The sequence below is a fragment of the Devosia sp. 67-54 genome (assembly GCF_001899075.1).
GTDB lineage: Bacteria > Pseudomonadota > Alphaproteobacteria > Rhizobiales > Devosiaceae > Devosia_A.
In genome coordinates this window covers 299,089-324,218 of the sequence record NZ_MKVA01000011.1, presented here as the reverse complement: position 1 = coordinate 324,218, position 25,130 = coordinate 299,089, and the positions used below count along the sequence as shown (strand labels likewise).

The following is a 25,130-nucleotide window of genomic DNA, read 5'->3' as shown; positions in this document are numbered from 1 at the left end:
CAAGAAAGCGGCGTTTGTGTGATCCAAAAGCTAGGAAGAGTCCAGCGACGCCGCAATGTGTATCACCCTATGGTGAAGCCGGAAACCGCCTGCCGCAACCGCCCCGGCGGCAGAATCATCAATGATTCCAAACTCGTCCACAGGATGGCCGCGTCCACGGCCCGTCCCGGGAAGAGCTGGCCTGCGAACAGCGCATAGAGCCCGAGCTGCGCCAGATAGGCCTCGGGCACGCCGGCGGGCGTCGCCGGCGGCGCGGCGTCGGACTTGAAGTCGACCACCAGCACGCGGTCCGGCTCCACCACCAGCCGGTCGATGCGGCCGGCGATGGTGACGGGGACGCCGTGGCGCGTGCCGCGCGCCAGAATCGGCAGCTCGGCGCGCGAATTGGGTCCGAACAGATGCACCAGGTCGAGCCGGGTGAGGATCGAGCAGGCCCGGCGCGCGAGCTCGGCATGCGCCTTGGGCCGCCCCGGCAGCAGCACGGCGAGCGCTTTGGCCGACACCGTCGGCCAGTCGGCCTCGGGCACCTTGAGCAGATGCTGCAGCAGCGCATGCAGCGCAATGCCCTCCTGCCGCGCCGCCTCGGGGTCGCGCGGATCGCCCAGCCGCTCGGCGGGGGTGGCGAGCGCGTGCGCGGCGTCGGCCTCGGCGAAGGCCGTCGACGGCCGCACGATGCGCCGCGGCCGGTGCGTCGGCAGCTCGGGCAGGCGCAGCGGCGCCGGCGCCGCCGGAACAGCCGGTGCGGCGCCGGCGTCCGCCGTCCCGTCCGCCAGCCGCGGATAGACCAGCGCCGTCTCGGCGCCCTCGCCATCGTGCACGCTCTCGGCCACCGGGCGCAGCGCCTGCTCGACCGCCTCGTACCAGGTGCCCTCGAGCTTGCCCTGCCGGGTCAGCGTGCCGGTGACGTAGAGCTCGTCCTCGGCGCGGGTCATGGCCACGTAGAGCTTGCGCCAATATTCCATGCGCTGCGCCGCCAGCGCCTCGTCGCGCAGCTGCAGCGTCTCGCCGACATGCGCCTCCTTGCTGGAGGCATGGATGAACAGCGGCGCCTCGCGCATGAAGATGGCGCGCCGGTCGCGTCCCTCCTCGGTGCTCGCCGCGTCGGCGAGGATGACGATGGGCGCCTCGAGCCCCTTGGCGCCATGCACGGTCATCACCCGCACGCCGCCGGCCTCGCCCAGCTCGCGCTTGATGGTGACCTCGCGCGAGCGCAATTCGGCGAGGAAGCCGAGCAGCGAGGGCTGCGGCGCCTGCTCGTGCGCCAGCGCCAGGTCGAGGAACTGCGCCACCACGTCGTCGATCTCGGCGCCGAAGCGGGCGCGCAGCTTCCTGAGGCCGCCTTCGCGATAGAGCACGTCGCTGTAGAACTCGAAGGGCCGCTCGAAATCGAGGCGCCGGCGCCACTCGTGCAGCGTCTGCTGCGCCGCCCGCACCGCGGCGCTGGAAGAGCGTTTCAGCGCGTGCCACAGCCACTCACGGGCGGCGCGCGGCTGCGCCACCGCCGCCAGCTCGTCCTCGGAAATGTCGAACAGCGGCGAGCGCAGCAGCGCGGCGAGCTGCAGATCGTCGGCGGGGTTGGACAGCACGTCGCCCAGCGCCATCAGGTCGAGCGCGCCGATATGGGTGGTGACCGCCAGCCGGTCGGCCCCCGGCGTCGGCAGGCCGGCCTGCACCAGAGCGCGGATGATCTCGTGGAACAGCACGCTGCGCACCTGCACCAGGATCAGCACGTCGTCGGCCGTCACCGGCCGGCCGCGCGGCCCGAGATGCCGGCCGGCGTCGATCCAGCCCTTGATCTCGCGCGCGATCCGTTCGGCGACGCGGCGCGCCGCGCCCTGCGTCTGCTGCTGCGGCGGCGTGGTCGGCCAGGCGTCGGGATCGGCCTCGTCGGCGACGTCGCGCAGCGGCGGCCACAGCGTCACCCGGCCGCCGGTCTCGGCGCGCGCCGTCTGGTGCTCGACCGCCACCTCTTCGAGCACCGCCTCGTGCAGATCGGGCCGGGCGAAGACGCGGTCGACGGCGGCCAGCACCTCGGGCAGCGTGCGGAAGCTGTCGCGCAGCGGCAGCGCCTCGAACTCCACCCGGGCGCTGCGCGCCGAAAAATAGGTCTTGCGGCCCAGATCGACGAACACCCGCGGATCGGCGCCCTGGAACGAGAAGATCGACTGCTTCTGGTCGCCGACGGCGAACAGCGTTCTGGTGCGCCGTGCCACGCCCTGGCCGGCGAAGAATTCGTCGACCAGCGCCTCGACCACCGCCCATTGCTGCGGGTTGGTGTCCTGCCCCTCGTCGACCAGGATGTGGTCGATGCCGCTGTCGAGCTTGTAGCGCACCCAGTCGCCGTGCCGCGGGTTGCGCAGCAGCGCGTCGAGCCGTTCGATCAGATCGTCGAAATCGAGCAGCGAGCGCGTCCGCTTCCTGGCGTCGTAGCTCGCCGCAATGGCGCCGACGATGTCGAGCATGGCCTCGCTGCGCTCGACCAGCTCGGCGCGCGTCAGCTCGAGCCGCAGCCGCTCGAGCCGCGCCGCCTCGTCCAGGAGGCGCTGCGCCACGTCGGGGATCAGCAGCGCGACCGGCTTTTTGAGCAGGATCTTCCGCGCCGTGCCGGTCTGCGTCAGGTAGGCCGCGAGCAGCAGGTCGCAGTCCGGCCGCTCGGGGTCGATGCGCGCCAGCCGGTCGACGAACTCGTCGCCGTCCGGGCCGGGCGCGGCCAGCTCGAACACGGCGCGATGGTCGGCGGCGCTCGGCCCGTAGCCTTCGGCGATCTCGGTCAGCACCGCCTCGCGCAGCGGCCCCGGCCCGACCTGCAGCAGGTGCCGCAGATTGCGCCGGGCGCGGACGGGGTCGGCCAGCACGTGGCGCAGCACGCGCTGCTGGCCGAGCGCCTCGACGATCGCCGTCTCGATCTGGAAGTCGCTCAGCATGTCGAACAGCGTCGCCACCGCCCCGGCATGGGCGCCGCCGCGCAGACCCGTGGCCAGCACGGCCTCGCGCGCCTCGCGCAGCATGCCGTCGCGCTCGTGCTCCTCGAGCACGGTGAAGTCGAAGGGCACGCCCGCCTCCTGCGGGAAGCGGTGCAGCACCGCCTCGCAGAAGGCGTGGATGGTCTGGATGCGCAGGCCGCCGGGGGTTTCGAGCGCGCGCGCGAACAGCGTGCGGGCGCTCGACAGCATGGCCGCCGACGGCGGCGCGCCGGTCAGGTCGCCCAGCGTCCGGCGCAGCTCGCTGTCCTCGACGACGGCCCATCTGGCGAGATTGCCGCCGATGCGGCCGCGCATCTCCGCCGCCGCCGCCTTGGTGTAGGTGAGGCAGAGGATCTGCTCGGGCTTCACCTCGCTCAGCAGCAGCCGCAGCACGCGCTCGGTCAGCACATGCGTCTTGCCCGAGCCGGCATTGGCCGTCACCCACACCGATTGCGTCGGGTCCGAGGCCCGGCGCTGGCTGGCGATGATGCGCTCGGGGAGCGGCTTGAGGTAGCGGCGGGTCACGGGTCGTCGACCCCCGAAATCAGCGTCCACTCGTCGGTGCGCGCCAGATGGTCGTAGGGTCCGGGAGAGTGCCGCAGCCCGACGTCGCGCGGCTTCAGTCGCGGCACCATCGCCAGATCGTCGCGGATCAGGAATGCCTCGATATGCGCCTGCACGCGGCGCGACATGGCGTCCACGGCGTCCATCAGCGACATGCCCTTGCGCAGGCTGAACGGGCGCACCACGAAGGCGTTGGGGCCTAGGCCGATCTTGATATAGGTGAGCTCGGCGGTATCGGCGGGGGCGACGCCGGGAAACACTCCGGCGGCGGCCATCGCCGCCTCGAGCAGCAATTGCGGCGCCTCGAAATTCTTCATGTCGGCGGGCGCCGGCACGCCGCCGGTCTTGAAGTCGAGGATTTCGAGCCGGCCGTCGGTGCGCCGGTCGACGCGGTCCGCCTTGCCGGCCAGAACGAAGTTCTGGAGCAGCGGGAAGGTCCATTCGCCGGTGATCTCGGCGGTGCGCGAGGCGATGCGGCCGTGCCGCTCCTGCTCCCACAGCAGGAACAGCTCGGCGGCATGGTTGAAGCGCTTGATCCAGATGTCGCGCCGTTCGGCGATGCTTTCGAGCGCGCCGAACTGTTCGACCGCCATGGCCTCGAGCTGCGCCGCGGCGCCGGGCGCCGAAAAATTCAGCCCACGAGCGACGAACTGCTCGAACACCTTGTGGATCATGGTGCCGCGCTCGCGCGCCCCCGGCTCGGCGCCGAGCGGCTCCAGCCGTTCGAGGTGCAGCACATAGCGGGCGTAGATGTCGTAGGGCGAGCGCAGCAGCGTTTCGACCTCGGTGACGCGCAGCCGGCGCGGCCGGAGGGCGGCCGGAGGGCGCGGCTCGGGCCGCCGCGCCGGTTGCGGCAGGCCGGTGAAGTCGATGGCCGCCGCCTGGCGCAGCCAGATGTCGCCGCGGGCGCGCAGCGCCCGGGCGGCGTCATCGCCGACAAAGGCGTCGAGCCGCTGCAGCAGGCGCGAGGGCAGCGCCGGCGCGGTGCCGAGCCGGGTGGCGTAGGCGACGAGCAGTTCGGCATTGCCGAAGGCCATCTCGAAATCGTGCGCCGCAAGCCCCTGCTGGCGCTCGGGCGGCTCGAGCCCGACGCCCAGCCGCATCTGCCGGCTCATCCACGGGCCGGGATCGGCGGGCGCCGGCCAGATGTCCTCGTTGAGGCCGGCGAGGATCGTCAGATCGGGGTTCATCAGCCGCGCCTCGAGCTCGCCCCAGATGTGCACGTCGTCGCGCCGGCGCTGGCCGGGCGGCACCTTGACGGCCTGCATCAGCGCCTGCAGCACGCCGTCGAGATTGACCGGCCGGAAGCGCGGACCGGCATCGGGGCCGGCCGCAAGGTCGCGCGCCCATTGGCGCAATTCGAGCAGGCCCGGCACATCGGCGCCATCGACCAGCGCCGTCAGCGCCGCATCGAGCGCCGACGCCAGTTGTCCGGCCTCGATCTCGGGCGCCGCGACCAGATCGCAGATCGGCGCCAGCGCCAGGCCCAGCGCGTCGAGCAGGGCGCGCAGGTCGTCTTCCTTCGCGAGCGGCAGCACGCCCGCAAGGCCGGGCAGCGTACGGTCGCGCCGCAGCCGGAGGTCGAGCCGCGTCGCCAGCTTCTGCACCTCGTCGCGGCCGCGGCCGAGGGTGACCGCGGCGTTGCGCAGCAGCGCAACGAGATCGACCGGGGCGAATTTCTCCGTCGCCACCGCCAGCACCTGCCGCGCCAGCCGGCCGGCGCTCGACTGGTAGAGCGGCGTTCCGGCGGGATCGTCGACGTTGATCCCGTGGCGGCGCAGCTCGGCGGCGATGCGCCGGGCCAGCGTCTGGTCGCGCGTGACGATGCCGACGCTCCGCCCCTCGGCGACCGCCTGCCGCGCCGCCAGCGCCACGGCGCGGGCCTCGATATCGGCATTGGGCGCGGCGATGACGCCGACGCCGGCGAGCGCCGCGTCGATGGCGAGCGCCTGCCGCTCGCGCTCCCAATGCTCGGTCTGCGCCGCCGGCGCCAGCGCGGCGCGCACGAGGCGCGTGCGTTCGGTCGCCGGCGCCAGATCCTCGACGTCGGCAATGCCGGCGCCGAGCCGGCGCAGCAGCGTTGCGAGGCCGTATTGCGGATGCCCGTGCAGGGTGTCGCTGTCGAGCAGCAGCTTGTGCTGCTCGGGGCTGAGGCTGGTGTCGAGCCCGGGCAGCACCAGCGCGCCGCGCGGCAGGGCGGCGATGGCCCTGAGCAGCTCGGCGGTCGCGGGGATCGAGCCGGTGGTGCCGGCGGCGATCACCGGCCGCTCGCCATAGAGCAGCGGCGCCGTATCGGCCTGCCGCCGCAGGCGGTCGTTGCGCGCCGCGGCGGCATCGGTGCGGCCGGTGGCGCGCAGATAGGCCGGCCACGCCTCGAGCGCGATGTCGAGGAAGGCCAGCACCTGCTGCCAGTTCGCCGCGAGCTCCTCGGGCACCAGGTCGCCGAGCCGTTCGCGCCGCACATCCTCGATGGTGAAATCGTCGATCAGCGTGCCGAGCGAATCGGCGAGCCAGAAGATTTCCGCCGCATTGGGCGGCGAGGCGAAGCCGTCGGCGCGCTGCGCGAAGGCCGCGACCAGCCGCGACAGCACCAGCCGCCGCTCGATCAGGCTTGCGGCGGGCGGCGCCACCGGCGCGTCGATGGGCGGCAGGAACGGCTCCTCCTCGCCCGGCTCGCCGCCGAAGGTGCGGATGTCGGGCAGCAGCGCCGCGCCGCCCAGCCGGGTCGCGAACAGCTCGGCCAGATGCAGCCGCGCCCGTCGCGTCGGCAGGATGATGGTCACGTCCGCAAGCCAGAACGGCCCGGTCCTGTCCCACCCGGACAACAGGGTGCCGTCGAGCACCTTGTCGACGAGAATCGGCAGGAAGGCCGCGTTGGGCGGGATCGACCAGAGGCCGCGCCGGCTCACCATGCGACCTCCGCGACACGCCCCGTGCGTGTGTCAGGGATGGACAGCGTCACCGACCGGAGAGAACCTGACAGTGTGTCACGGGCGCGCTCGGGCCATTCGACCAGCACGATGGCGTCGGGGCGGTCGAACAGGCCGAGTTCGTCGACCTCGCGCGGATCGCCGATCCGGTAGAGGTCGGCATGCAGGACCGGCACCCCGTCGGGGGTCTCGTAGGGCTGCACCAGGGCGAAGCTCGGGGACGGCACGTCGAGCGCCGCATCGTTCGTCAGCGTCCGGATAAGTGCCCGTGCCAGCGTGGTTTTTCCGGCTCCGAGGCCTCCCTCGAGCAGCACCGTATCGCCCGGCCGAAGCAGCGCGGCGAGGCGTGCGCCAAGCGCCGCGGTGGCCGCGTCGTCCGCCAGAAAGATGCGCTCGATTCCCATGCCCGAGCACTAGCACAAGGCCGGCGGCGATGCCTATTCCGCCGCCGTCGGAGCGGCGATGGCGGCCTTCAGCGGCAGGCTCACCACCACGCGGCTGCCCCGCGGCTCGCGCCGCTCCACGCTGATGGTGCCGCCATGCAGGCTGACGAAGCTGCGCACGATGGCGAGGCCAAGCCCGACGCCGCGCTGGCGGCCCGAGGCGTCGCCGCGATCGCTGAGCGCGGCCCGCATCTGCTCGCTGGTCTGCGCTCCCTCGTCCTCGACGGTGAACAGCATCCGTCCGCCGCGCGAAACCGCCGTCAGCGTCACGAGCCCGCCCGGTTCGGAGAAGCGCGCCGCCATCGACAGCAGGTTGTAGAGGATTTGCACGATGCGGGTGCCGTCGGCATAGAGCGGCGGCAGGGCGTCGGGGATCTCGACGCGGATGTTGAGCGGCTTTTCGCCGTCGACCTCCGGGAAGGTGGCGGCCAGGCCGGCGCGCGCCTTCTCGATCAGCGCCGGCACGTCCTGCGCTTCGGGCTGCAGCTCGGCGATGCCGGCATCGACCGTGGCGAGATCGAGGATGTTGTCGATGAGCACGCCCAGCGTCACCGACGAGGCGCGGATATAGTCGGTGTAGGCCTTCTGCTTGTCATTGAGCGGACCGACCGCCTCCGACGCCAGCAGGTCGGCAAAGCCGATGATGTTGGTGAGCGGGCTGCGCAGCTCGTAGCTGACGTTTTGCACGAAGGCGTCCTTCAGCCGGTCGGCGGTGATCAGCGCCTCGTTGCGCTCGGTCAGTACGCGCTGGTAGTTGGCGCTTTCGGTGACGTCGACGAAGGTCATCATCGTCTGCCCGTCCGGCAGGCGGGTGATGGCGTAGTCCAGCATGCGGCCGTCGGCCCGGGTGATGCGGCCGCTGGTGTCGGTGCGCGTGGGGTTGAGGTCGACGATGCCGCGCTTGAGGTTGCGCCACAGGCTGGCGCCATCCTCGGGCAGGACGCGGCCCACGGCTTCGACGATCTGGTCGATGTGCGGATTGGTCTCGAGCAGGTTGGTCGGCAGCTTCCACAGCGTCGACAGGCGCGGATTGGAGAGCGTCAGCCGGCCATTGGTGCCGAACACCGCAACGCCCTCGGTCAGCGCGTTGAGGGTCGAGCGCTGCACGTCGATCTGGGTGCGGTGCTGGCTCTTGAGCTTGAGCTGGTCGGTGATGTCCTCGAAGACATAGATGACGCCGCCCTGCGGGCCGGCCGGCGCCGAGATCACCTGCACCACGCGCCCGTCGGGCAGGTACCAGGGGTCGCTCTCGCGCGGCGCCTTGATGGTGTAGGATTGCAGGTGCTTGGCGCGCCAGGCCTGGTAGTCGGGCTCGGCGGGCAGCATGCCCATGGTCCTCAGCTTGTCGAGGATCGCGCGCTCGTCGAGGCCCGGCTGCAGCCATTTGGGATCGAGCCGCCAGAGCGCGGCATAAGCGCGGTTGCACTGTACCAGCTCACGGCTGGCATTGAAGATGGCAATGGGCGTAGCGAGCGCATCGATGATGGCGCCCAGATGCGCCAGACCCTCGGCCTGCGCCGGTGCGGCCTTGGCCGGTACCGGCCTTTGCCGCAGATAGCCGATGCGGCCAATCGGCAGCGCCACCTCAACCAGATCGAGTCCATGCGCGGCGGCGAGGTCGGCGACCGGCACCGCCTGGCCCCGGGCCAGCGCCTCGTAGGCGGGATTGGCGAAGGCCACCTTGCGGCCATCGCCGAACAGCACAGCGGGGTCCGGCAGGGCCGCCAGCACCGCGGCGACATCGTCGGTGCGATTGGCAGGGCGTGCGTCGGGCTGGTGCAGCGTGGGGCGCACGCGCATGGCGGCGCCGGCGCCCAGAGCCCAGCCCATGACCCGCATCTGGCGGCCGTCGCGGGCTGGCAGCACCACATCGAAGCCCTGCCCGCCGCTGCGCAGATCGTTGACCCGACTGGCCAGCAGGGCCGCGTCCTGCTCGTTCAGCCAGGTGTCGAAATCGAGGATCGCCTCGACGCGGCGGCCGTTCGGCAGCACCGCGGAGGCGGGACCCAGAAGACGCGTATTGCCGGTACGGCCGCCCCATACCACGGTGATCTCGCCGGTGCCCGACAGCAGCGCCTCATAGTCGTCGACCATGGCCCGCAACGACGCCACCTGGTCGGTGGCACGGCGCTGCGCCTCGCGACTGTCGCGAACGATGCGGCGCACCAGCGCCAGGGCCACCAGCGCAAAGGCGCCGGCGCCCAGCGCGATGGCGAGCGGCACGGTGCTGGCAAGATTGGGTGTCCCCAGGCCCTGGCTCAGCGCCGGGGCGGCAGTCAGAAGTGTCAAGGGAGCCGAAGCGCCAAGCGCGAATCCCAATCGTCTCCGGAATCGCTCCGGCCGCATGCACCAAACTCCGGTAAATTGAACCGCCACCACCTGCCCCGCCGGGGCAGATCACTTCAATCGCCGGAAAACGCTGGCGCCCATCGACCGCTTCCTCACGGTATCCCGGCAGCGCCGGGCTGTGAGGGTGCCCCCGAATCATCCAACCATAGCGAGGCGACGAGTCGCGAAAAAGAGTCCTCGTCACTGTGCACAGCGGGCAAATCGCCAAACATGGCGATTGACCGTGGACCGAACAGTGAACGATTGGTTAACGCTCGAAGCTCGGCAGCCGGCGTGGCAGCCTGAGGCGGGAGACGGCGCCATGCGACGCCGCCCCGAGGCCGAAAATCAGTAGCGATACTGGTCGGACTTGAACGGGCCATGCTGCGGCACGCCGATATAGTCGGCCTGCGGCTTGGTGAGCTGCGTCAGCTTGGCGCCGAGCTTGGCGAGATGCAGCTCGGCCACCTTCTCGTCGAGGCGCTTGGGCAGCACGTGCACCTTGTGCTCGAGCGACTTGCCGTTGGTCCACAGTTCGATCTGCGCCAGCGTCTGGTTGGAGAAGGACGCCGACATCACGAAGCTCGGATGGCCGGTGGCGTTGCCGAGGTTGACGAGCCGGCCCTCCGACAGCAGCACGATGCGCTTGCCCGAGGCGAGCTCGACCAGATCGACCTGCGGCTTGACGTTGGTCCATTTGAAATTGCGCAGGCCCGCGACATCGATCTCGTTGTCGAAATGGCCGATGTTGCAGACGATGGCCATGTCCTTCATCTGCCGCATGGCGTCGACGGTGATGATGTCCTTGTTGCCGGTGGCGCTCACCACGATGTCGGCGCGATGCGCCGCGTCCTCGAGCGTCACCACCTCGAAACCGTCCATCGCCGCCTGCAGCGCGCAGATCGGATCGATTTCGGTGACCAGCACACGGGCGCCGGCGCCGCGCAGCGAGGCAGCCGAGCCCTTGCCAACGTCGCCATAGCCGCAGACGATCGCCACCTTGCCGGCCAGCATCACGTCGGTGCCGCGGCGGATGGCATCGACCAGCGATTCCCGGGTGCCGTATTTGTTGTCGAATTTGGACTTGGTGACGCTGTCGTTGACGTTGATCGCCGGGAAGGGCAGCTCGCCCTTTTCCTGGAGCTGATAGAGCCGCATCACGCCGGTGGTGGTCTCTTCGGAGACGCCGCGGATATTGGCGCGGATCTTCGAATAGAAATTCGGATCCTTGGCGAGGCGCGCCTTGATGGTGGCGAAGAAGATCTCTTCTTCCTCATTGGCTGGTTTGGCGAGGATGGACGGGTCCTGCTCGGCCTTGGCACCGGTGAGGACCAGCATGGTGGCATCGCCGCCATCGTCGAGGATCATGTTGGGGGTCTGCCCGCCCGGCCAATCCATCATGCGGTCGGTGAAGGCCCAGTATTCTTCGAGGCTCTCGCCCTTGTGGGCGAACACCGGAATGCCAGCCTTGGCGATGGCGGCGGCGGCGTGATCCTGGGTCGAAAAGATATTGCAGCTCACCCAGCGGACATCGGCGCCGAGCGCCACCAGCGTCTCGATCAGCACGGCGGTCTGGATGGTCATGTGCAGCGAGCCGGCGATGCGTGCACCCTTGAGCGGCTGCGCGGCGGCAAATTCCTCACGGATGGCCATCAAGCCGGGCATCTCGATCTCGGCCATGCCGATTTCCTTGCGGCCATAGTCGGCGAGCGAAATGTCTTTGACGGCGTAGTCGGCCATTGCATGTCTCCGGGATGCGTGTGCGGCGCCTTATAGAGACGGACGCGCCAGCGGGCAAGGTGATATAAAGAAAGCTTTATATGCTAGCGGATGATACCCGCGCTGGGCCTTCAGTCCGTCGCGCCGACACCTTCATTGTCTTCGTCGAAGCCGTTTTCGACGAGGATGGTGATGGCATCCAGCGCTTCGCGGGCCTGCTTGCCAGTGGCTTGCACGAGAATGGTGCTGCCCGGTCCGGCTCCCAGCATCATGAGTCCCATGATTGACCCGCCGGAAACGGTGGTGCCGTCGCGGGTGACCTTGATGTCGGCGTCGAAGCATTCGGCCATGCGCACGAAGCGCGCCGAGGCGCGGGCGTGCAGGCCCTTGCGGTTGACGATGGTGAGTTGTTGCGCCAGCGCCCGGCCGGCATTCGCCGCAGCATCCATGAGCAAAACTGTATGCCGGAAACGGGTCAGCCGCCAAGCGACTCGCTGGCGACATTGATGTATTTCCGCCCGGCCTCGGCGGCCATGGTGACCGCCTGCTTGATCTCGAGGTCGGAGCGGACGCGGGTGAGCTTCACCAGCATGGGCAGGTTGACGCCGGCGATGACCTCGGCGCCGACGGTCTTCATTACCGAAATGGCGAGATTGGAGGGCGTGCCGCCGAACATGTCGGTGAGGATCACCACGCCGTCGCCGGTGTTGGCCTTCTCGACGGCGGCGATGATGTCCTCGCGCCGCGCTTCCATGTCGTCATCGGGACCGATGCACACGGTTTCGACCTGTTCCTGCGGGCCGACCACATGCTCGAGGGCGGATTTGAACTCGACGGCGAGCGCTCCATGCGTCACCAGAACCAGACCGATCATCCACCATCCCCAAACGCGCCAGCCCCCTGACGCGACTGCACCGAGCGGGAAGCCCTGTCCTGGAGCCGACCCCGATGTGAAGCGCCGAGTCTTGCCCCTCGATTCAGGTGTTTCAAGCGGTTTTTTTCCGGGTTGCGGGAGTTGGGCTAAGTGCCCGAAGCGCCTCGCGGATCAGCAACATCTGATGGCGACTATCCACCAGGCCGGCGCGCGGCACCGGGCAACGCGCGAGCGTGACGCCCTCGAGCGCGGTGACCAAAGCATCCTCCTCGACCATGCGCTCGAGGCCGTCGACGAGGTCGATCACCAGATGCAGCGGCGCCCGGCGCAGGAAGGGGCGGCTGACGATGCCGCGCCCGCGCAGCTCGATCAGCCCCTCGATCGCTCTGGGGGCGTGCATGACAAGGCCGCCGGGCGTCGGCTCGATGTCGATGCGGTCGTCGCTGACCAGCTTCGCCGGCACGCCGCGCAGCGCCCATTCGTCGAGCAGTTCGAGCGCGAGGATGGATTTGCCGGAGCCCGGCGCACCACGCAGGATCAGTCCGGTCCTGCCCAGCACCAGCCCGGTCGCGTGGATGTTGACGAGGCTCATTTGCGCGGGCGTTGCGGCTTGTCGATGGCGACGCGCGGCAGGCTGACGGTGAAGACGGCGCCCGAGCGGTCGGTGCGGTTGGCGGCGGAGATGGTGCCGCGATGCGCCTCGATGATCTGCTTGGAGATGGCGAGGCCAAGCCCCGAATGGTCGCCGAAATGCTCGCCGTCCGGACGGTCGGTGTAGAAGCGCTGGAAGATGCGCGAGATGTCGCCGCGGATGCCCGGGCCCTCGTCCTTGACGGTGGTGACGACCTTGTCGTCGCTGGTCGCGATCGACACCGTCACCGTGCTGTCCTTAGGAGAAAAGCTCACGGCGTTGTCGATGAGGTTGTTGAACACCTGCGCCAGCCGGCTGTCGTGGCCCATGACGGTCGCCGGGAAGCGGCCCTGGTGCTTTTCCAGAACGACGTTCACCTCGCGGGAAGCGGCGAGGTCCTTCTGGATGGCGACCATGGCGTCGCAGAGCTTGTCGAGCTCGATCGGCTCGGAGGTGCCGCGCGCCAGCTCGGCATCGAGGCGGCTGGCGTTGGAGATGTCCGAGATCAGCCGATCGAGGCGGCGCACGTCGTGCTGGATGATGGCGTTGAGCCGCTCGACATCCTCGGGGCGCTTCGCCCTCGGCAGGGTCTCGACGGCCGAGCGCAGCGAGGTCAGCGGGTTCTTGAGCTCGTGCGCCACGTCGGCGGCGAAGCGCTCGATCGCCTCGATGCGGTTGTAGAGCGAGCTGGTCATCGAGCGCAGAGCGCGGCTCAGATGCCCGACCTCGTCGGTGCGGTAGGTGAAATCGGGGATCTCCTCGCGCGAGCTGGGCGAGGTCTGCACCTTTTCGGCCGCCTCGGACAGGCGGCGGAGCGGCCCGGCGATGGTCGAGGCGAGCAGCAGCGACAGCACGATAGTCACGGTGGCGGCGACCAGCGCGATGCGCAGCACGCCCCAGCGCTCGGTGGCGACGATGGAATCGATCTCGCCCGGAGCGGTCGAAAGCAGCAGCACGCCGACGGTGGCGCGCACGCGCTGCACCGGCACCGCCACCGAAATCACCAATTGATGGTCGGAATCGACGCGCACCACGTCGGCGGGAGCACCGCCCAGCGCCGCCGCGACCTCGGGGTATTTGGTGCCTTCGTCGGCGCCGTATTCCTTGTAGGGCGGGAAATCGTCGCCGGGGACCCAGCTCATCAGCGAGGTCCACCAATCGTTGTTGGCATCGGCGGTCGAGCCGGCCAGCGGCCGGCCGGAGCGGATCACCTCGCCCTTGCTGTAGATCGAGGCGCTGTCGACGATCATGAAGCCCGACTGGTCGTAGATGCGGGCACGGGTGCGCGTTGGGGTGACGAGGTTGCGCAGGAGCGGCGCGACGCGCTCCGGGTTGATCGGAAATTCGAGATTGGGATCGTAATAGGAGAAGGGCGAGACGGCGCTGCCCGATTTGAGCTGCAGCAGCCGGTCGGGATCGACCTGGATGACGTCGCTGTCGACCGTCGCCGAGGCGGCGATGGCGGCGGCGATGATCTCGCCCTGCACGCGCAGCGACTGCACGCGCGCATCGATGAGCCCGGCACGCCACTGGTTGAGGTAGAGGATGCCGGTGACCAGCACCGCCAGCGCCACGAGGTTGAGCACCACGATGCGCCGGGTGAGGCTGCCGAAGACCACCGCACCCAGTACGCGCGAGACGCCGCCGATGCCCTTCTGCGCCTCGTGCAGAAAGCCGCTCCACCACCGCGACGGCGCCGCCTCGCGACGCCGCGCCTGGGTGGAGGGCTTGTTGAGCCCGGGCAGATCCTGACCGGTGACGGCCATGTGGCCTTATTGTTCCTTGAACCGGTAGCCGACGCCGTAGAGGGTTTCGATCATCTCGAAATCGTCGTCGACCGCCTTGAACTTCTTGCGCAGCCGCTTGATGTGGCTGTCGATGGTGCGATCGTCCACATAGACCTGGTCGTCATAGGCCGCATCCATCAGGGCGTTGCGCGACTTGACCACGCCGGGCCGGAGGGCAAGCGCCTGCAGGATGAGGAATTCGGTGACGGTGAGGGTCACCCGCTGGCCCTTCCAGGTGCAGGTGTGGCGCTCCTCGTCCATGACCAGATTGCCGCGCTCGATCAGCGCTTTGCCCGGCTGTGGCTCGGCCGCGGCTCCCGGCTGGCCGTCGCGCGGGGCGGCACGGCGCAGGATGGATTTGACCCGCTCGACCAAAAGGCGCTGGCTGAACGGCTTCTTGATGAAATCGTCGGCGCCCATCTTGAGGCCGAACAGCTCGTCGATCTCTTCGTCCTTGCTGGTGAGGAAAATCACCGGCAGGTCGGATTTCTGCCGCAGCCGGCGCAAAAGCTCCATGCCGTCCATGCGCGGCATCTTGATGTCGAGGATGGCGAGGTCGGGCTTGTCCGACGTCAGGCCCTCGAGGCCCGACGCGCCGTCGGTATAGGTGGAGACGTTGTACCCCTCGGCCTCGAGCGTCAGCGAGACGGATGTGAGAATGTTGCGGTCATCGTCCACCAGGGCGATCTTAGGCATCCAAGTCCCTTTCTTTGGGTCAGTTGGCTCGGTTCGGCCAGGGCCTGCCAAATGTGGCGGAACGGAATTGCCACAATTGCGCATAAAGTAAGGCGCCTGCCCGCTATATACCAGACGGCCCTGAGCCGCCATTCCTTGGGGTGGCGCCCCGCAGATTCTCAAACTTCCGTCTTACGACCGATTGCCCGCTGTCCCCTGCCCCGGCCCCGACCTAGCTATGCCGGCGCCGATTAACGTCGAGGGATAGAGGACGAAATGGCTCAAACTGCGGAGCTGGTTGGCCGGCTCGAAGGTATTGCGCGGATCCGCCGCGGCGGCAATCGGGCGCAAATGGTCACGGCCGCGCTGGTGGCGGGAGATGGGCAGCTCACCAATGCCGGCGCGCTGGCGGTGACGACCGGCGCCCATACCGGCCGCTCGCCTAAGGACAAATATATCGTGCGCGACGAGCTGGCGGCGCCGCATGTGTGGTGGGACAACACCGGCGCGATGGCGCCCGCGGCATTCGAGCGGCTGCTCGAGGACATGCTGGACTATGCGCGCGACCGCGAGCTCTATCACGAGGCGCTGGGCGCCGGCGCCGATCCGGCGCTGCATGTGGCGGTCGACGTGATCACCGAGACGGCGTGGCACGCGCTGTTCATCCGCAATCTGCTGCGCCCCCGCCTGCCGCAGCCGGCAATGCAGGCGACCATCCTGCAGCTGCCGGGCTTCGTCGCCGATCCGGCGCGGCACGGCACGCGCAGCGGCACGGTGATCGCCCTCGACATGAGCCGGAACATCGTTCTGATCGGCGGCAGCGCCTATGCCGGCGAGATCAAGAAGTCGGTGTTCTCGCTGATCAATTTCCATGCCCCGCTCCGGGGCGTGTTGCCGATGCATTGCTCGGCCAATGTCGGGGCCGACGGCGGCACGGCGCTGTTCTTCGGGCTCAGCGGCACCGGCAAGACGACGCTCAGCTCCGACCCCGACCGGCCGCTGATCGGCGACGACGAGCATCTGTGGAGCGCCGCCGGCGTCGCCAATATCGAGGGCGGCTGCTACGCCAAGACGGCGCGGCTCAGCGTCGAGGCGGAGCCGGAAATCCACGCGGCGAGCCAGAGCTTCGGCACCGTGCTCGAAAACGTGGTGATCCGCGACGGGGAGCCCGATTTCGACGACCTGACGCCCACCGAGAACACCCGCGCCGCCTATCCGCTGCAGACGCTGGGCGCGGTGGTGCCCGCCGGCACCGGGCCCACGCCCCGGGCCGTGGTGTTCCTCACCGCCGACGCCTTCGGGGTGCTGCCGCCGGTCGCCCGGCTCGACCGCGAGCAGGCGATCCGGCTGTTCCTGCTGGGCTATACCGCCAAGGTGGCGGGCACCGAGCGCGGCGTCACCGAGCCGACCGCAACGTTTTCGGCATGCTTCGGCGCACCGTTCATGTCGCACCATCCGCACGTCTATGGCGACCTGCTGGCCGAGCGGCTCGACGCCAGCGGCGCCAAGGTGTGGCTGATCAACACCGGCTGGATCGGCGGCGCCTATGGCGCGGGCCGGCGCATCGACATCGCCGCCACCCGGCGGCTGGTGGCGGCGGCGCTGAGCGGCGAGCTCGACGGCGCGGCGATGCGGACCGACCCCGTGTTCGGCTTTGCCGTGCCGCTGGCAGTGGAGGGGCTGCCCAAGCGGCTGCTCGACCCGCGGGCGAGCTGGGCGGATGCGGCGGCCTACGACGCAGCGGCGCAGCGGCTCGCCCGCATGTTCGCCGAGGCGGCGCGCAAGCTCGAGCGGAGGCCGGTGGCGACGGCGGCGGAATAGCCGCCGCCATCAGCAGCGAACAGCAAAAACCCGGCTGAGCCGGGTTTTTTCGCGGACGGTATTAGGGAAGCGCCTAGCGGACCGAGTAGAATTCGTGGGCGCCGATGACGGCGACGCGCTTGAACTTGTCGGACCAACCGGGATTGACCGACACGGTGTGATAATAGAGCGCCGAATTGGGGATCACGCCCGGGCGGTCGCCCTGGCGGAATTCGCTATAGGCCACGGCGGCCATCTTGGTGGCGCGATTCCAGGCCGCCTTCTCGGTGCCCATGTCGGACCGACCGTCGCAGGCGAAGGTGAACTGGCAGCGGTGGTAGCCCTGGTCGGCGTTCTGGAACACCACGCCGCACAGGGTAGTGGGGAATTTCTTGCTCATCGCCCGGTTGATGATGACGTTGGCGACGGCCCACTGGCCTTCTTCGCTCTCGCCGCGGGCTTCGTGGTAGATCGCCTGGGTCAGGCAGAGCTTCTCCTGGTTGGAGAGCTGCACCTTCTTGACCGTCGGCATGAAGCTTTTCTGCGCGTATTTCTCGAGCATCGCCGTGTTGAGCGCCGGCTGGTCGGCCAGCGAATCGATGGCGTCGAGCGCCGGGGTGCTGATATTGCGGGTGCGGTCGACATAAGCGAGCAGCACCTGCTCGGTCAGCTTGCCGGCGGGCTGCACGTCGAAACCGTCGAAGCTCCTGAGCTGCTGCTGGCGGGCGACGTAGGCGGCCAAAAGATCATTGGTCAGCGCCGGCTGAGCGGAAAAGCTCGGGCGGAGCGGCACGGTGGCGGGCGCTTCGCGCGCCGCGGCCAGCTGCGGCGTCATTTCGGCGGGGGTGACATAGGCGACCTGCAGGTCGACGGCCTGGACCGGAGCGGATACGCCGAGCGCCATGACCGCCGCAGCGCCCACGACTCCCACCATCCACAGCGCGCGTGTGAGCGCGTTTGCCCTCAATCCCCCGTCCTTCCCCCAGCCCCGCCCCAAGCGTGCCGGCTTTTGGCCGTTGTTTCCCGCAGTCTTTCTAGCCGAGCTTTTTCGACCTGCAAACCAGAATTTACCGTGCCTTAACCATACACGTTAGGTTGCTAAAGCGACGTTAACGGCCCCGCGGGTACGGGGAAACCCCATATTTCTCAAGGTTTTGGAGGGGGTAAGCAGCGGCTTGCGCAAGCGAATCGTAGTTAATTCAAATTGCGCCGATACGCCGCGCAATCCACCGGGATCTGGCCGCCCGGCGGGCGAAGAGCCGCCGTCAACCGGCCATTTCCGTGCCGAAGGCGGCGGCGCGGACGTCGTGCAGGCTGGCAAGGATGGTGCACAGCGCCCGGATTTCGTCGGAGGGCGGCACCAGATCGGGGACCATGATGGTCTGCATGCCGGCGCCGTGGGCGGCGCGGACGCCCGAATGCGAATCCTCGACCGCGAGGCAGGCGCCGGGCGCGACGCCCAGCCGCCGGGCGGCGGTGAGGTAGGGTTCAGGGTGGGGCTTGGGGCGGACGACGTCGTCGCGCGTCACCACGGTCGCGAACATGTCGAGCAGCCCGGCGGTGCCCAGGTGCCCCAGCGCATGCGCCGCCCGCGACGAGGTGGCGACGGCGGCGGGAATGCCGCGGCCGCGCAATTCGGCCAGAAGCTCGGGTACGCCGGCCTTGATCGGCACCGATTGCTGCATGCGCGCGTGCATCAGCCGGCGGCATTCGGCGTCGAACAGGGTGTAGGGGAAGGTGGCGCCATAGGTTTCGACCAGCAGCGTGTTGGTGGCCTCGTGCGAGGCGCCGACCATGCGGCCGTGCACGGCGTCGGTCATGGCGAAGCCGAGGTCGCGCGTCACGTCCCAGACGATCTGTTTGAACACCAGCTCGGTATCGAGAAGCGTGCCGTCCATGTCGAAGACGACGGCGGCGAAGGGCTGCAGGGCGGCTGGGCTGGGCATGCCCGCATTTAGGGCGCTTTGGCGGCCGGCGCCAGCCCTTACTGCGCCGGCGGCGTGGCGCTGGACGAGGCGGCCGAGGCGTCGCCGGCGACCAGGGTGATGGGCACCTCGAAGGTGGTGTCCTTGCCGCCGGCCCGGTCGTGCAGCACGTATTGCAGCTTGTAGGCGCCCGGATCGAAGGCGGTGAGCGTGGCGTCGAGCGTCAGGAAGGTTTCGAGCAGCTTTTCGCGCGACTTGATGTCGGCGGTGAGGAATTTCTCCTGGCTGGCGACCGTGGTGCCCTGGGCATTGAGCAGGTTGAGGTCGGCATCGAGCAATTCGCTCAGCGTGCCGTCGCCATTGTCCTTCCAGCCATAGCCGAGCACCTCGACATAGACGTGGATCGGCTCGCCGGTCCTGAACTCGGAGCCCTGGTGCGGCGTGTAATTGCCGTAGCCGGCGGCGGGCCCGTCTGTGAGCGTGACGTTGCGCGCCGTGAGCGGCAATTCGGCCCAGATGGAGAGCAGGGCCTGCCGCGCCGCGTCGAACGCCGTGAGGCTGGTCTCGGCCAGCGCCGGAACCGGCACGAGCAGGGCCGCGCCCAGGCCAAGGGCGAGCGGGAATTTGAGACGCGAACGCATACGCATGGCCACCTCCACCGGCCCCGAGCATGCACCGAACGCCGGGCGGCTGCAAAGGGGAGCGGGAAATGATGTGGGAATGATGACCAAGCCGGGAGGGGGCGGCGGGGGGCCTCTCCTGCTTGCTGGGCAGGGGACCAGGCGCGGCATAGGGCGACTGCGGGTCAGTGGGAAGACGCCAGTGCCTCGACCGTCAGCTCGTCGTCCACGCCGCCGTAATATTTCGCCAGTGCGTCGGCGAACACCTGGCCGCCCCCGGCATGGCGGAACAGCGTTACAGAGGAGCGGAATTTCAGATCGTCGGGGGTGCCGAGGATGGCGTGGGCCGTCTTGCCCGCAATGGCATTGACGAGACCGGTGCAGTCGAGCGGCCGCCGACCGAGCACCGGATGAGCCAGATAGGCGCGCGCCTCGTCGAGATCGGCGATGCCATAGAATTTCGCCGTCGGCGACCGACCGAGCGCATCGAGCTGCGGGAAGACGAACCACATCCAGTGCGACCGCTTCTGCCCGGCCCGCAGCTCGGCCAGAACCGTCTCGTAGACCGGCGTCTGCGCGGTGAGGAAGCGGGTGAGGGACATGTCGTCTCCTGAGCTGAGCAGGAAACGCGGGAGGCGCCTATCGGTTCGCACAGCCGCCCTCCCTCTCGCGACTCGCCGGCTCACCGCGCCGTGATCGGATTTCCACTGGCGCGCGCCGCGCTTTCCTGCTCCCATCGGTTGCAACGAGAACAATCCACGTCAGGAGCATCCCATGGGCGAGCGCATTACACTTACGGCAGCCGACGGGTTCACGGTCAATGCCTACCGCGCGGCGCCGGAGGGAAAGGCGCGGGGTGGGGCGGTGGTGATCGGGGAGGTGTGGGGGGTCAACAAATGGGTGCGCGAGGTGGTGGACCGCTTTGCGCGGCATGGCTACCTGACGGTGGCGCCCAATCTGTTCGACCGCATCAAGCCCGGCTTCGAAAGCGAGGATTATGCGGCCGGCAGCGCCTATGCGACGATGGCCGCGCAGATGAAGACGTTCTCGTTCGACAAGGCGCTGCTCGACGTCGAAGCGGCGGTGAAGGCCGCGGCTGCCGGCGGCAAGGTGGGGATCACCGGCTATTGCTTCGGCGGGGCCACCACCTGGCGGGCCTGCCATGCAGGGCTCGGGCTCAGCGCCGGCTCGGGCTATTATGGCGGCGGCATCCCCAATTACATCGACCTCGAGCCGCAGATGCCGCTGGAGATGCACTATGGCGACAAGGACAGTGGAATCCCGCTCGAGCAGGTGGCGGCGCTGAAAGCGCGGCACCCCAATGTCAATGTCTATACCTACGATGCCGGTCACGGCTTCTGCAATTCCGACCGCCCCGACAAATTCGACGAGGCGAGCTGCAAGAAAGCCAGCGCGCGAACGCTGGAGTTTTTTCACGGGCATCTGGGATAGCCGTCCGCACTGCCTGCATGGAGGACGCACTGGACTCAGCCCTGTCGCAGGCCGTTGCAGCTGTTGCGGCCGCCCGGGCGGCGCCGTTGTCGGTGAAGAAAGCGTGGCTTGCGGCGCTGCTGGTCGATGCGGCGGCGGATGCGCTGTTTACAGCCCGGCGTGGCGGACAGGGCGAGGACATCCTCGCCTTCCGCGCCGACCTCGCGGCGCAGTGCGCGGCACTGGCGCTGGTGTTCGGCGTGGCCGGGCGCGAGTGCGAGCTGGTGACCGAGGCGGTCGAGGTGCCGGTGCGCGATTACCCCAACCTCGGGGTCGAGGACTTCATGGTGTCGCTGTACAACGGGCGCGCGGTGCAGCGGGTGCGCGTGGTGCTGACCGATGGTGGGCGGGCCGACGTGCATGAGGTCCTGGCGGAGGCGCTGGAGTTTCTCGCCACGCGTTGAGGCTTCAGTCGGGGTTCTTCTCCCCCGCAGGCGGGAGAGGAGCGCCGACTGCATGACTTACACGCTGTTCTAATGCGCCTCGTCCCAGTTGTGGGCGGCGTGGGCGTCGACCTTGAGCGGCACGCTGAGGTTGACGGCCGGCATGGCGGCATTTTCCATGACGGCTGCGATCACCGGCATGGCATCGGCTTCGGTGCCCCTGTCGACCTCGAAGATCAGCTCGTCGTGCACCTGCAGCAGCATGTCGGCGGCAATTCTGGCACGGGCCAGCGCCGGCTCCATGCGGATCATGGCGCGGCGGATGATGTCGGCGGCGGAGCCCTGGATCGGGGCGTTGATGGAGGCGCGCTCGACGAAGCTGCGCTCGGCCGGATGGCTGGAATTGGCGTTGGGGAAGGCGATCTTGCGTCCGAAGATGGTCATCACATAGCCGTCGGCCTTCACCTTGCGGCGCTGCTCGGCCATGTAGTCCTGGATGCCGGGGAAGCGGGCGAAATAGGTCTTGATGTACTCGCCGGCCTCGGAGCGCTCGATGCCGAGCTGGTTGGCGAGGCCGAAGGCCGAGATGCCGTAGATGATGCCGAAATTGATGGCCTTGGCGCGCCGGCGCACCTCGGCCGGCATGCCTTCGACCGGCACGCCGAACATCTCCGACGCCGTCATGGCGTGGATGTCGAGGCCCTCCTCGAAGGCATCCTTCAGCGCCTGGATGTCGGCGATGTGGGCGAGGATACGCAACTCGATCTGGCTGTAGTCGGCCGAGACCAGCATTTTCCCGGGCGCGGCGACGAACGCCGTCCTGATCTTGCGGCCATCCTCTGTGCGGACCGGGATGTTCTGCAGATTGGGATCGTTGGAGCTGAGCCGGCCGGTCAGCACCGAATGCTGGCTGTAGGTGGTGTGGACGCGGTTGGTGCGGGCGTTGATGTAGTCGGGTAGCGCCGCGGTGTAGGTGCCGATGAGCTTGGTGAGCTGGCGCCAGTCGACGATGACCTTGGCGAGCGGCACGCCTTCCTTTTCGGCAAGATCCTCGAGGGCGCCGGCGGTGGTGGACCATTGCCCGGTCTTGGTGCGGCTGCCGCCGGGCAAGCCCATCTTGCCGAACAGGATGTCGCCGAGTTGCTTGGGCGAGCCGATGTTGAAGCGCTCGCCGGCCATCTCATAGGCCAGCTCCTCGAGCGCGGCGGCGCGCTGGGTGAAGTCGCCGGTGAGGCGGCTGAGAATGTTGCGGTCGACCGAGATGCCGCGCCCTTCCATGCGCGCCAGCACCGGGGCCAGCGGCCGCTCCTCGGTTTCGTAGAGCGTGGTCATGTTCTCGGCGGCGAGGCGGGGCTTCAGGATCATCCACAGGCGGATGGTGAGATCGGTGTCCTCGGCGGCGTAGCGGGCGGCGTCGGCGATGGGCACTTCGGCGAAGGTCTTCTGGTTCTTGCCCTTGCCGATGAGCTCGGTAATCTCGGTGCCCTTGTGTCCGAACCAGTGGGCGCTGAGCTCGCTCAGCGTGTTGTACTGCACGCCGTCGAGCACGTAGCTCATCAGCAGCGTGTCGTCGAACGGCCGCATGTCGATGCCGTAGCGCAGCAGGAGGCCGAGGTCGTATTTGACGTTGTGACCGATCTTGAGGATGGAACGAGCTTCCAGCATCGGCCGCAGCAGATCGAGTGCCTGCCGCAGATCGAGCTGGCCGTCGAGGCGCTCGCCGAACATGCCGCTGCCGGAAGTGTGGCCGAGCGGCAGATAGGCCGCCTTGCCCGGCGCCAGCGCCAGCGCGATGCCGACGAGGTCGGCGGTCTGGTTGTCGAGGCCGGTGGATTCGAGGTCGATGGCGACATAGCCCTGCGCCTCGATATCGGCCAGCCAGCGCCCGAGGGTTTCGGCGTCGGTGATGGTTTCGTAGCCGGCAGCGTCGATGGGCAGCGTCTTGACCCGGGCGAGGCGCTCGGCGGCGAATTTCACCGCGGCGTTTTCGGCCTTGCCCTCGGCGGCGAGGCGCAGCACGCGCGCCGCCTCCTTGGCCTCGTTGTTGAAGCCGATGGGCTCGATCTTTACGGCCGCCAGATCGGGGTCGGCCGGCCAATCGTCAGGATTCACCTCCAGCACCTTGGACTGGTAGGCGATGGCCTTGGTGAACTCCATGGCCTTGAGGAAGGGGAAGAGCTTGCCCGGATCGATCGGCTCGCGCGCCAGCGCGTCGAGCGGCAACTGCACCGGAACGTCGCGGCTGAGGGTCACCAGCCGCTTGGAAATCAGCGCCAGATCCTTGTTGTCCAGCAGCGTCTGCCGGCGCTTGGGCTGCCTGATCTCGTCGGCGCGAGCCAGCAGCGTTTCCACGTCGCCATAGGCATTGATCAGCTCGGCGGCGGTCTTGACGCCGATGCCGGGAACGCCCGGCACGTTGTCGACGGAATCGCCGCACAGCGCCTGCACGTCGATGACCTTGTCGGGGGTGACACCGAATTTGTCGAACACTTCGTCCATGCCGATCCAGCGCAGCGGCGGCTGGCCGGGGCGGGGGATGGTGTCGAGCAGGCGGATGGAGCCGTCGGGCTCGACCAGTTGCATCAGATCCTTGTCCGACGACACGATGGTCACCTTGCCGCCGGCGTCGCGCGCCATGCAGGCATAGGTGGCGATGATGTCGTCGGCCTCCCAATCCTCCATCTCGATCGAGGGCAGGCCATAGGCCGCCGTGGCGGTGCGCGTCAGCGGAAACTGCGGCACCATCTCTTCGGGCGGCGGCGGCCGGTGCGCCTTGTAGTCGGCATAGATCTGGTCGCGGAAGGTCCGCCCGGAATAGTCGAACACCACCGCCATATGCGTCGGCGCATCATCGCCCTGCAAATCCTGCTCGAGCTTGAAGATCATGTTGCAGAAGCCGAGCACGCAGCCGACCGGCAGCTTGTCCGAGCGGGTGAACTGGGGCAGGGCATGGAACGCTCGGAAAATATAGCCCGAGCCGTCGACAAGAAGCAGATGCATGGTGATTCCGCAGACCAGGAACGGCGCACCTTAGTGCATCCTTTGTTCTCGCCCAACCCCGCGAGGATTTTGCGCGCAATCTGTCGCCGTGCTAGGCAGATCGATGATGGTGGACACGCACATGCAAAAGCCGGTGATCTTCACGATTTCGGCCATCTGGGACGACGAGGCGTCGGTGTGGAGCGGCCACTGCGACGACATTCCCGCCGCCGCCGACGCGCCGACGCTGGACGAATTGTTCAGCAAGATCTCGGCGATGGCGCTCGACCTACTGCCCGACAACCATCCCGGTCTCGACCCCGCATCGCTTTACCTGCAGATCACCGCCTTGCGCGAAGCCGAGCCGGCCGCGGCATAGATGGCGCCGCAATTCGACCGCCCGTTGCGCGACCTGCTGAAGGTGGCCGGATGCACGATGGTCCGGCAGGGCAAAGGCAGCCACGAAATCTGGCACAGCCCGCTGGGCGGGCAGAACTTCGCCGTGCCGATCGGCATTCCGAGCCGCCACACCGCCAACGCCATCCTGCGCCAGGCCGGACTGCCGAAGGCGTTCTAGCGGCCTCTACTCTTCGCTCGGGCGAATGCGGCGCAATTGCTTGACGCCGCTGCGCTGCGACTTGCCTTCGAGGCGGCGCTGCTTGCTGGCGAGGGTCGGCCGGGTGGGGCGGCGCGGCTTGGGCGGCACTGCGGCCTCGGCCAGCAATTCGAGCAGCCGGGCGACCGCGTCGTCGCGGTTGAGCGGCTGGGTGCGAAAGCGGTCGGCGGTGATGACGATGACGCCGTCATTGCTGAGCCGCGAGCCGGCGAGCCGCGCCGCCCGCGTCTTCACCGGCTCGGGCAGCGAGGGCGAGTGGCGGAGGTCGAAATGCAATTGCGCCGCGGTCGAGACCTTGTTGACGTTCTGCCCGCCCGGGCCCGAGGCGCGGATGAAGGCAATCACGATCTCGGCCGGATCGAGCGACAGCGACGGGGTGATGGGCAGGCGGTCGGGCATCGG

21 protein-coding genes are annotated in these 25,130 nt (G+C 68.6%); 5 read left to right on the top strand and 16 right to left on the bottom strand.

The genetic code is table 11. The features are described 5' to 3' along the window. Positions 1–62 precede the first annotated feature (62 nt). From addA to BGO82_RS18360, 10 genes are all read right to left on the bottom strand, one after another. Positions 63–3,488 carry a double-strand break repair helicase AddA gene (gene addA / locus BGO82_RS18405; protein ID WP_291307083.1) on the bottom strand — a complete coding sequence of 1,142 codons (3,426 nt, stop codon included), beginning with the start codon at positions 3,486–3,488 and terminating at the stop codon, positions 63–65. Beyond that, on the bottom strand, positions 3,485–6,439 hold the full coding sequence (locus BGO82_RS18400) for a PD-(D/E)XK nuclease family protein (RefSeq protein ID WP_291307082.1): 2,955 nt from the start codon (positions 6,437–6,439) through the stop codon (positions 3,485–3,487). Before BGO82_RS18400 ends, addA begins: the two co-directional genes overlap by 4 nt. Further along, entirely contained in the window at positions 6,433–6,861 is a 429-nt protein-coding gene (tsaE, locus tag BGO82_RS18395; protein WP_291307081.1) for a tRNA (adenosine(37)-N6)-threonylcarbamoyltransferase complex ATPase subunit type 1 TsaE, read from the bottom strand. Before tsaE ends, BGO82_RS18400 begins: the two co-directional genes overlap by 7 nt. Before the next feature lie 33 nt (positions 6,862–6,894). Further along, positions 6,895–9,189, bottom strand: coding sequence for a PAS-domain containing protein (locus tag BGO82_RS18390; protein ID WP_291307080.1), 2,295 nt, complete (start codon positions 9,187–9,189; stop codon positions 6,895–6,897). A gap of 387 nt (positions 9,190–9,576) precedes the next feature. Further along, positions 9,577–10,968: an adenosylhomocysteinase gene (ahcY, locus tag BGO82_RS18385; RefSeq protein WP_291307079.1), complete on the bottom strand. Its 1,392-nt coding sequence runs from the start codon at positions 10,966–10,968 to the stop codon at positions 9,577–9,579. 110 nt (positions 10,969–11,078) lie between these two features. Then, entirely contained in the window at positions 11,079–11,396 is a 318-nt protein-coding gene (locus BGO82_RS18380; RefSeq protein WP_291307078.1) for an HPr family phosphocarrier protein, read from the bottom strand. Positions 11,397–11,422: 26 nt separating this feature from the next. Continuing rightward, positions 11,423–11,821 carry a PTS sugar transporter subunit IIA gene (locus BGO82_RS18375; RefSeq protein ID WP_291307077.1) on the bottom strand — a complete coding sequence of 133 codons (399 nt, stop codon included), beginning with the start codon at positions 11,819–11,821 and terminating at the stop codon, positions 11,423–11,425. Between the two features lie 112 nt (positions 11,822–11,933). Then, positions 11,934–12,413, bottom strand: a complete 480-nt coding sequence (locus BGO82_RS18370) for a hypothetical protein (protein WP_291307076.1) — start codon at positions 12,411–12,413, stop codon at positions 11,934–11,936. Continuing rightward, positions 12,410–14,218: a sensor histidine kinase gene (locus BGO82_RS18365; protein ID WP_291307075.1), complete on the bottom strand. Its 1,809-nt coding sequence runs from the start codon at positions 14,216–14,218 to the stop codon at positions 12,410–12,412. The genes BGO82_RS18370 and BGO82_RS18365 overlap by 4 nt, the downstream gene beginning before the upstream one ends. A 6-nt stretch (positions 14,219–14,224) precedes the next feature. Beyond that, the gene (locus tag BGO82_RS18360; protein ID WP_291307074.1) at positions 14,225–14,935 is read right to left on the bottom strand and encodes a response regulator transcription factor; all 711 of its coding nucleotides are present in this window, start codon (positions 14,933–14,935) and stop codon (positions 14,225–14,227) included. A 255-nt stretch (positions 14,936–15,190) separates the two neighbouring features. On the opposite strand from BGO82_RS18360, the gene BGO82_RS18355 reads away from it, so the two are divergent. Continuing rightward, entirely contained in the window at positions 15,191–16,735 is a 1,545-nt protein-coding gene (locus tag BGO82_RS18355) for a phosphoenolpyruvate carboxykinase (ATP) (RefSeq protein WP_291307073.1), read from the top strand. A gap of 73 nt (positions 16,736–16,808) precedes the next feature. Here the strand turns inward: BGO82_RS18355 and BGO82_RS18350 are convergent, their stop codons facing one another. The 4 genes from BGO82_RS18350 to BGO82_RS18335 all read right to left on the bottom strand — a co-directional run bounded on the left by BGO82_RS18350 (position 16,809) and on the right by BGO82_RS18335 (position 19,861). Further along, positions 16,809–17,636, bottom strand: coding sequence for a cell wall hydrolase (locus tag BGO82_RS18350; protein ID WP_291307072.1), 828 nt, complete (start codon positions 17,634–17,636; stop codon positions 16,809–16,811). A 343-nt stretch (positions 17,637–17,979) separates the two neighbouring features. Then, the gene (locus BGO82_RS18345; protein ID WP_291307071.1) at positions 17,980–18,660 is read right to left on the bottom strand and encodes an HAD family phosphatase; all 681 of its coding nucleotides are present in this window, start codon (positions 18,658–18,660) and stop codon (positions 17,980–17,982) included. A gap of 38 nt (positions 18,661–18,698) precedes the next feature. Next, positions 18,699–19,286 (bottom strand): hypothetical protein, encoded by a 588-nt coding sequence (locus tag BGO82_RS18340; RefSeq protein WP_291307070.1) that lies wholly within the window; start codon positions 19,284–19,286, stop codon positions 18,699–18,701. A 158-nt stretch (positions 19,287–19,444) separates the two neighbouring features. Further along, positions 19,445–19,861, bottom strand: a complete 417-nt coding sequence (locus BGO82_RS18335) for a DUF1810 domain-containing protein (protein WP_291307069.1) — start codon at positions 19,859–19,861, stop codon at positions 19,445–19,447. 172 nt (positions 19,862–20,033) lie between these two features. Between BGO82_RS18335 and BGO82_RS18330 the strand changes: the two genes are divergently transcribed. Together BGO82_RS18330 and BGO82_RS18325 are read left to right on the top strand one after the other, a co-directional pair. After that, the gene (locus tag BGO82_RS18330; protein WP_291307068.1) at positions 20,034–20,711 is read left to right on the top strand and encodes a dienelactone hydrolase family protein; all 678 of its coding nucleotides are present in this window, start codon (positions 20,034–20,036) and stop codon (positions 20,709–20,711) included. Between the two features lie 92 nt (positions 20,712–20,803). Next, a complete protein-coding gene (locus BGO82_RS18325) occupies positions 20,804–21,154 on the top strand; it encodes a hypothetical protein (protein WP_291307067.1) in 351 nt (116 codons plus the stop codon). 69 nt (positions 21,155–21,223) lie between these two features. Here the strand turns inward: BGO82_RS18325 and polA are convergent, their stop codons facing one another. Beyond that, entirely contained in the window at positions 21,224–24,133 is a 2,910-nt protein-coding gene (polA, locus tag BGO82_RS18320) for a DNA polymerase I (protein WP_291307066.1), read from the bottom strand. Between the two features lie 106 nt (positions 24,134–24,239). On the opposite strand from polA, the gene BGO82_RS18315 reads away from it, so the two are divergent. Together BGO82_RS18315 and BGO82_RS18310 are read left to right on the top strand one after the other, a co-directional pair. Next, positions 24,240–24,491, top strand: a complete 252-nt coding sequence (locus tag BGO82_RS18315) for a DUF1902 domain-containing protein (protein WP_291307065.1) — start codon at positions 24,240–24,242, stop codon at positions 24,489–24,491. Further along, positions 24,492–24,689, top strand: coding sequence for a type II toxin-antitoxin system HicA family toxin (locus BGO82_RS18310; RefSeq protein ID WP_291307064.1), 198 nt, complete (start codon positions 24,492–24,494; stop codon positions 24,687–24,689). Between the two features lie 6 nt (positions 24,690–24,695). Here the strand turns inward: BGO82_RS18310 and arfB are convergent, their stop codons facing one another. Beyond that, complete coding sequence (gene arfB / locus BGO82_RS18305; protein ID WP_291307063.1) at positions 24,696–25,127, bottom strand: alternative ribosome rescue aminoacyl-tRNA hydrolase ArfB; 432 nt, start codon at positions 25,125–25,127, stop codon at positions 24,696–24,698. Positions 25,128–25,130: the final 3 nt, after the last annotated feature.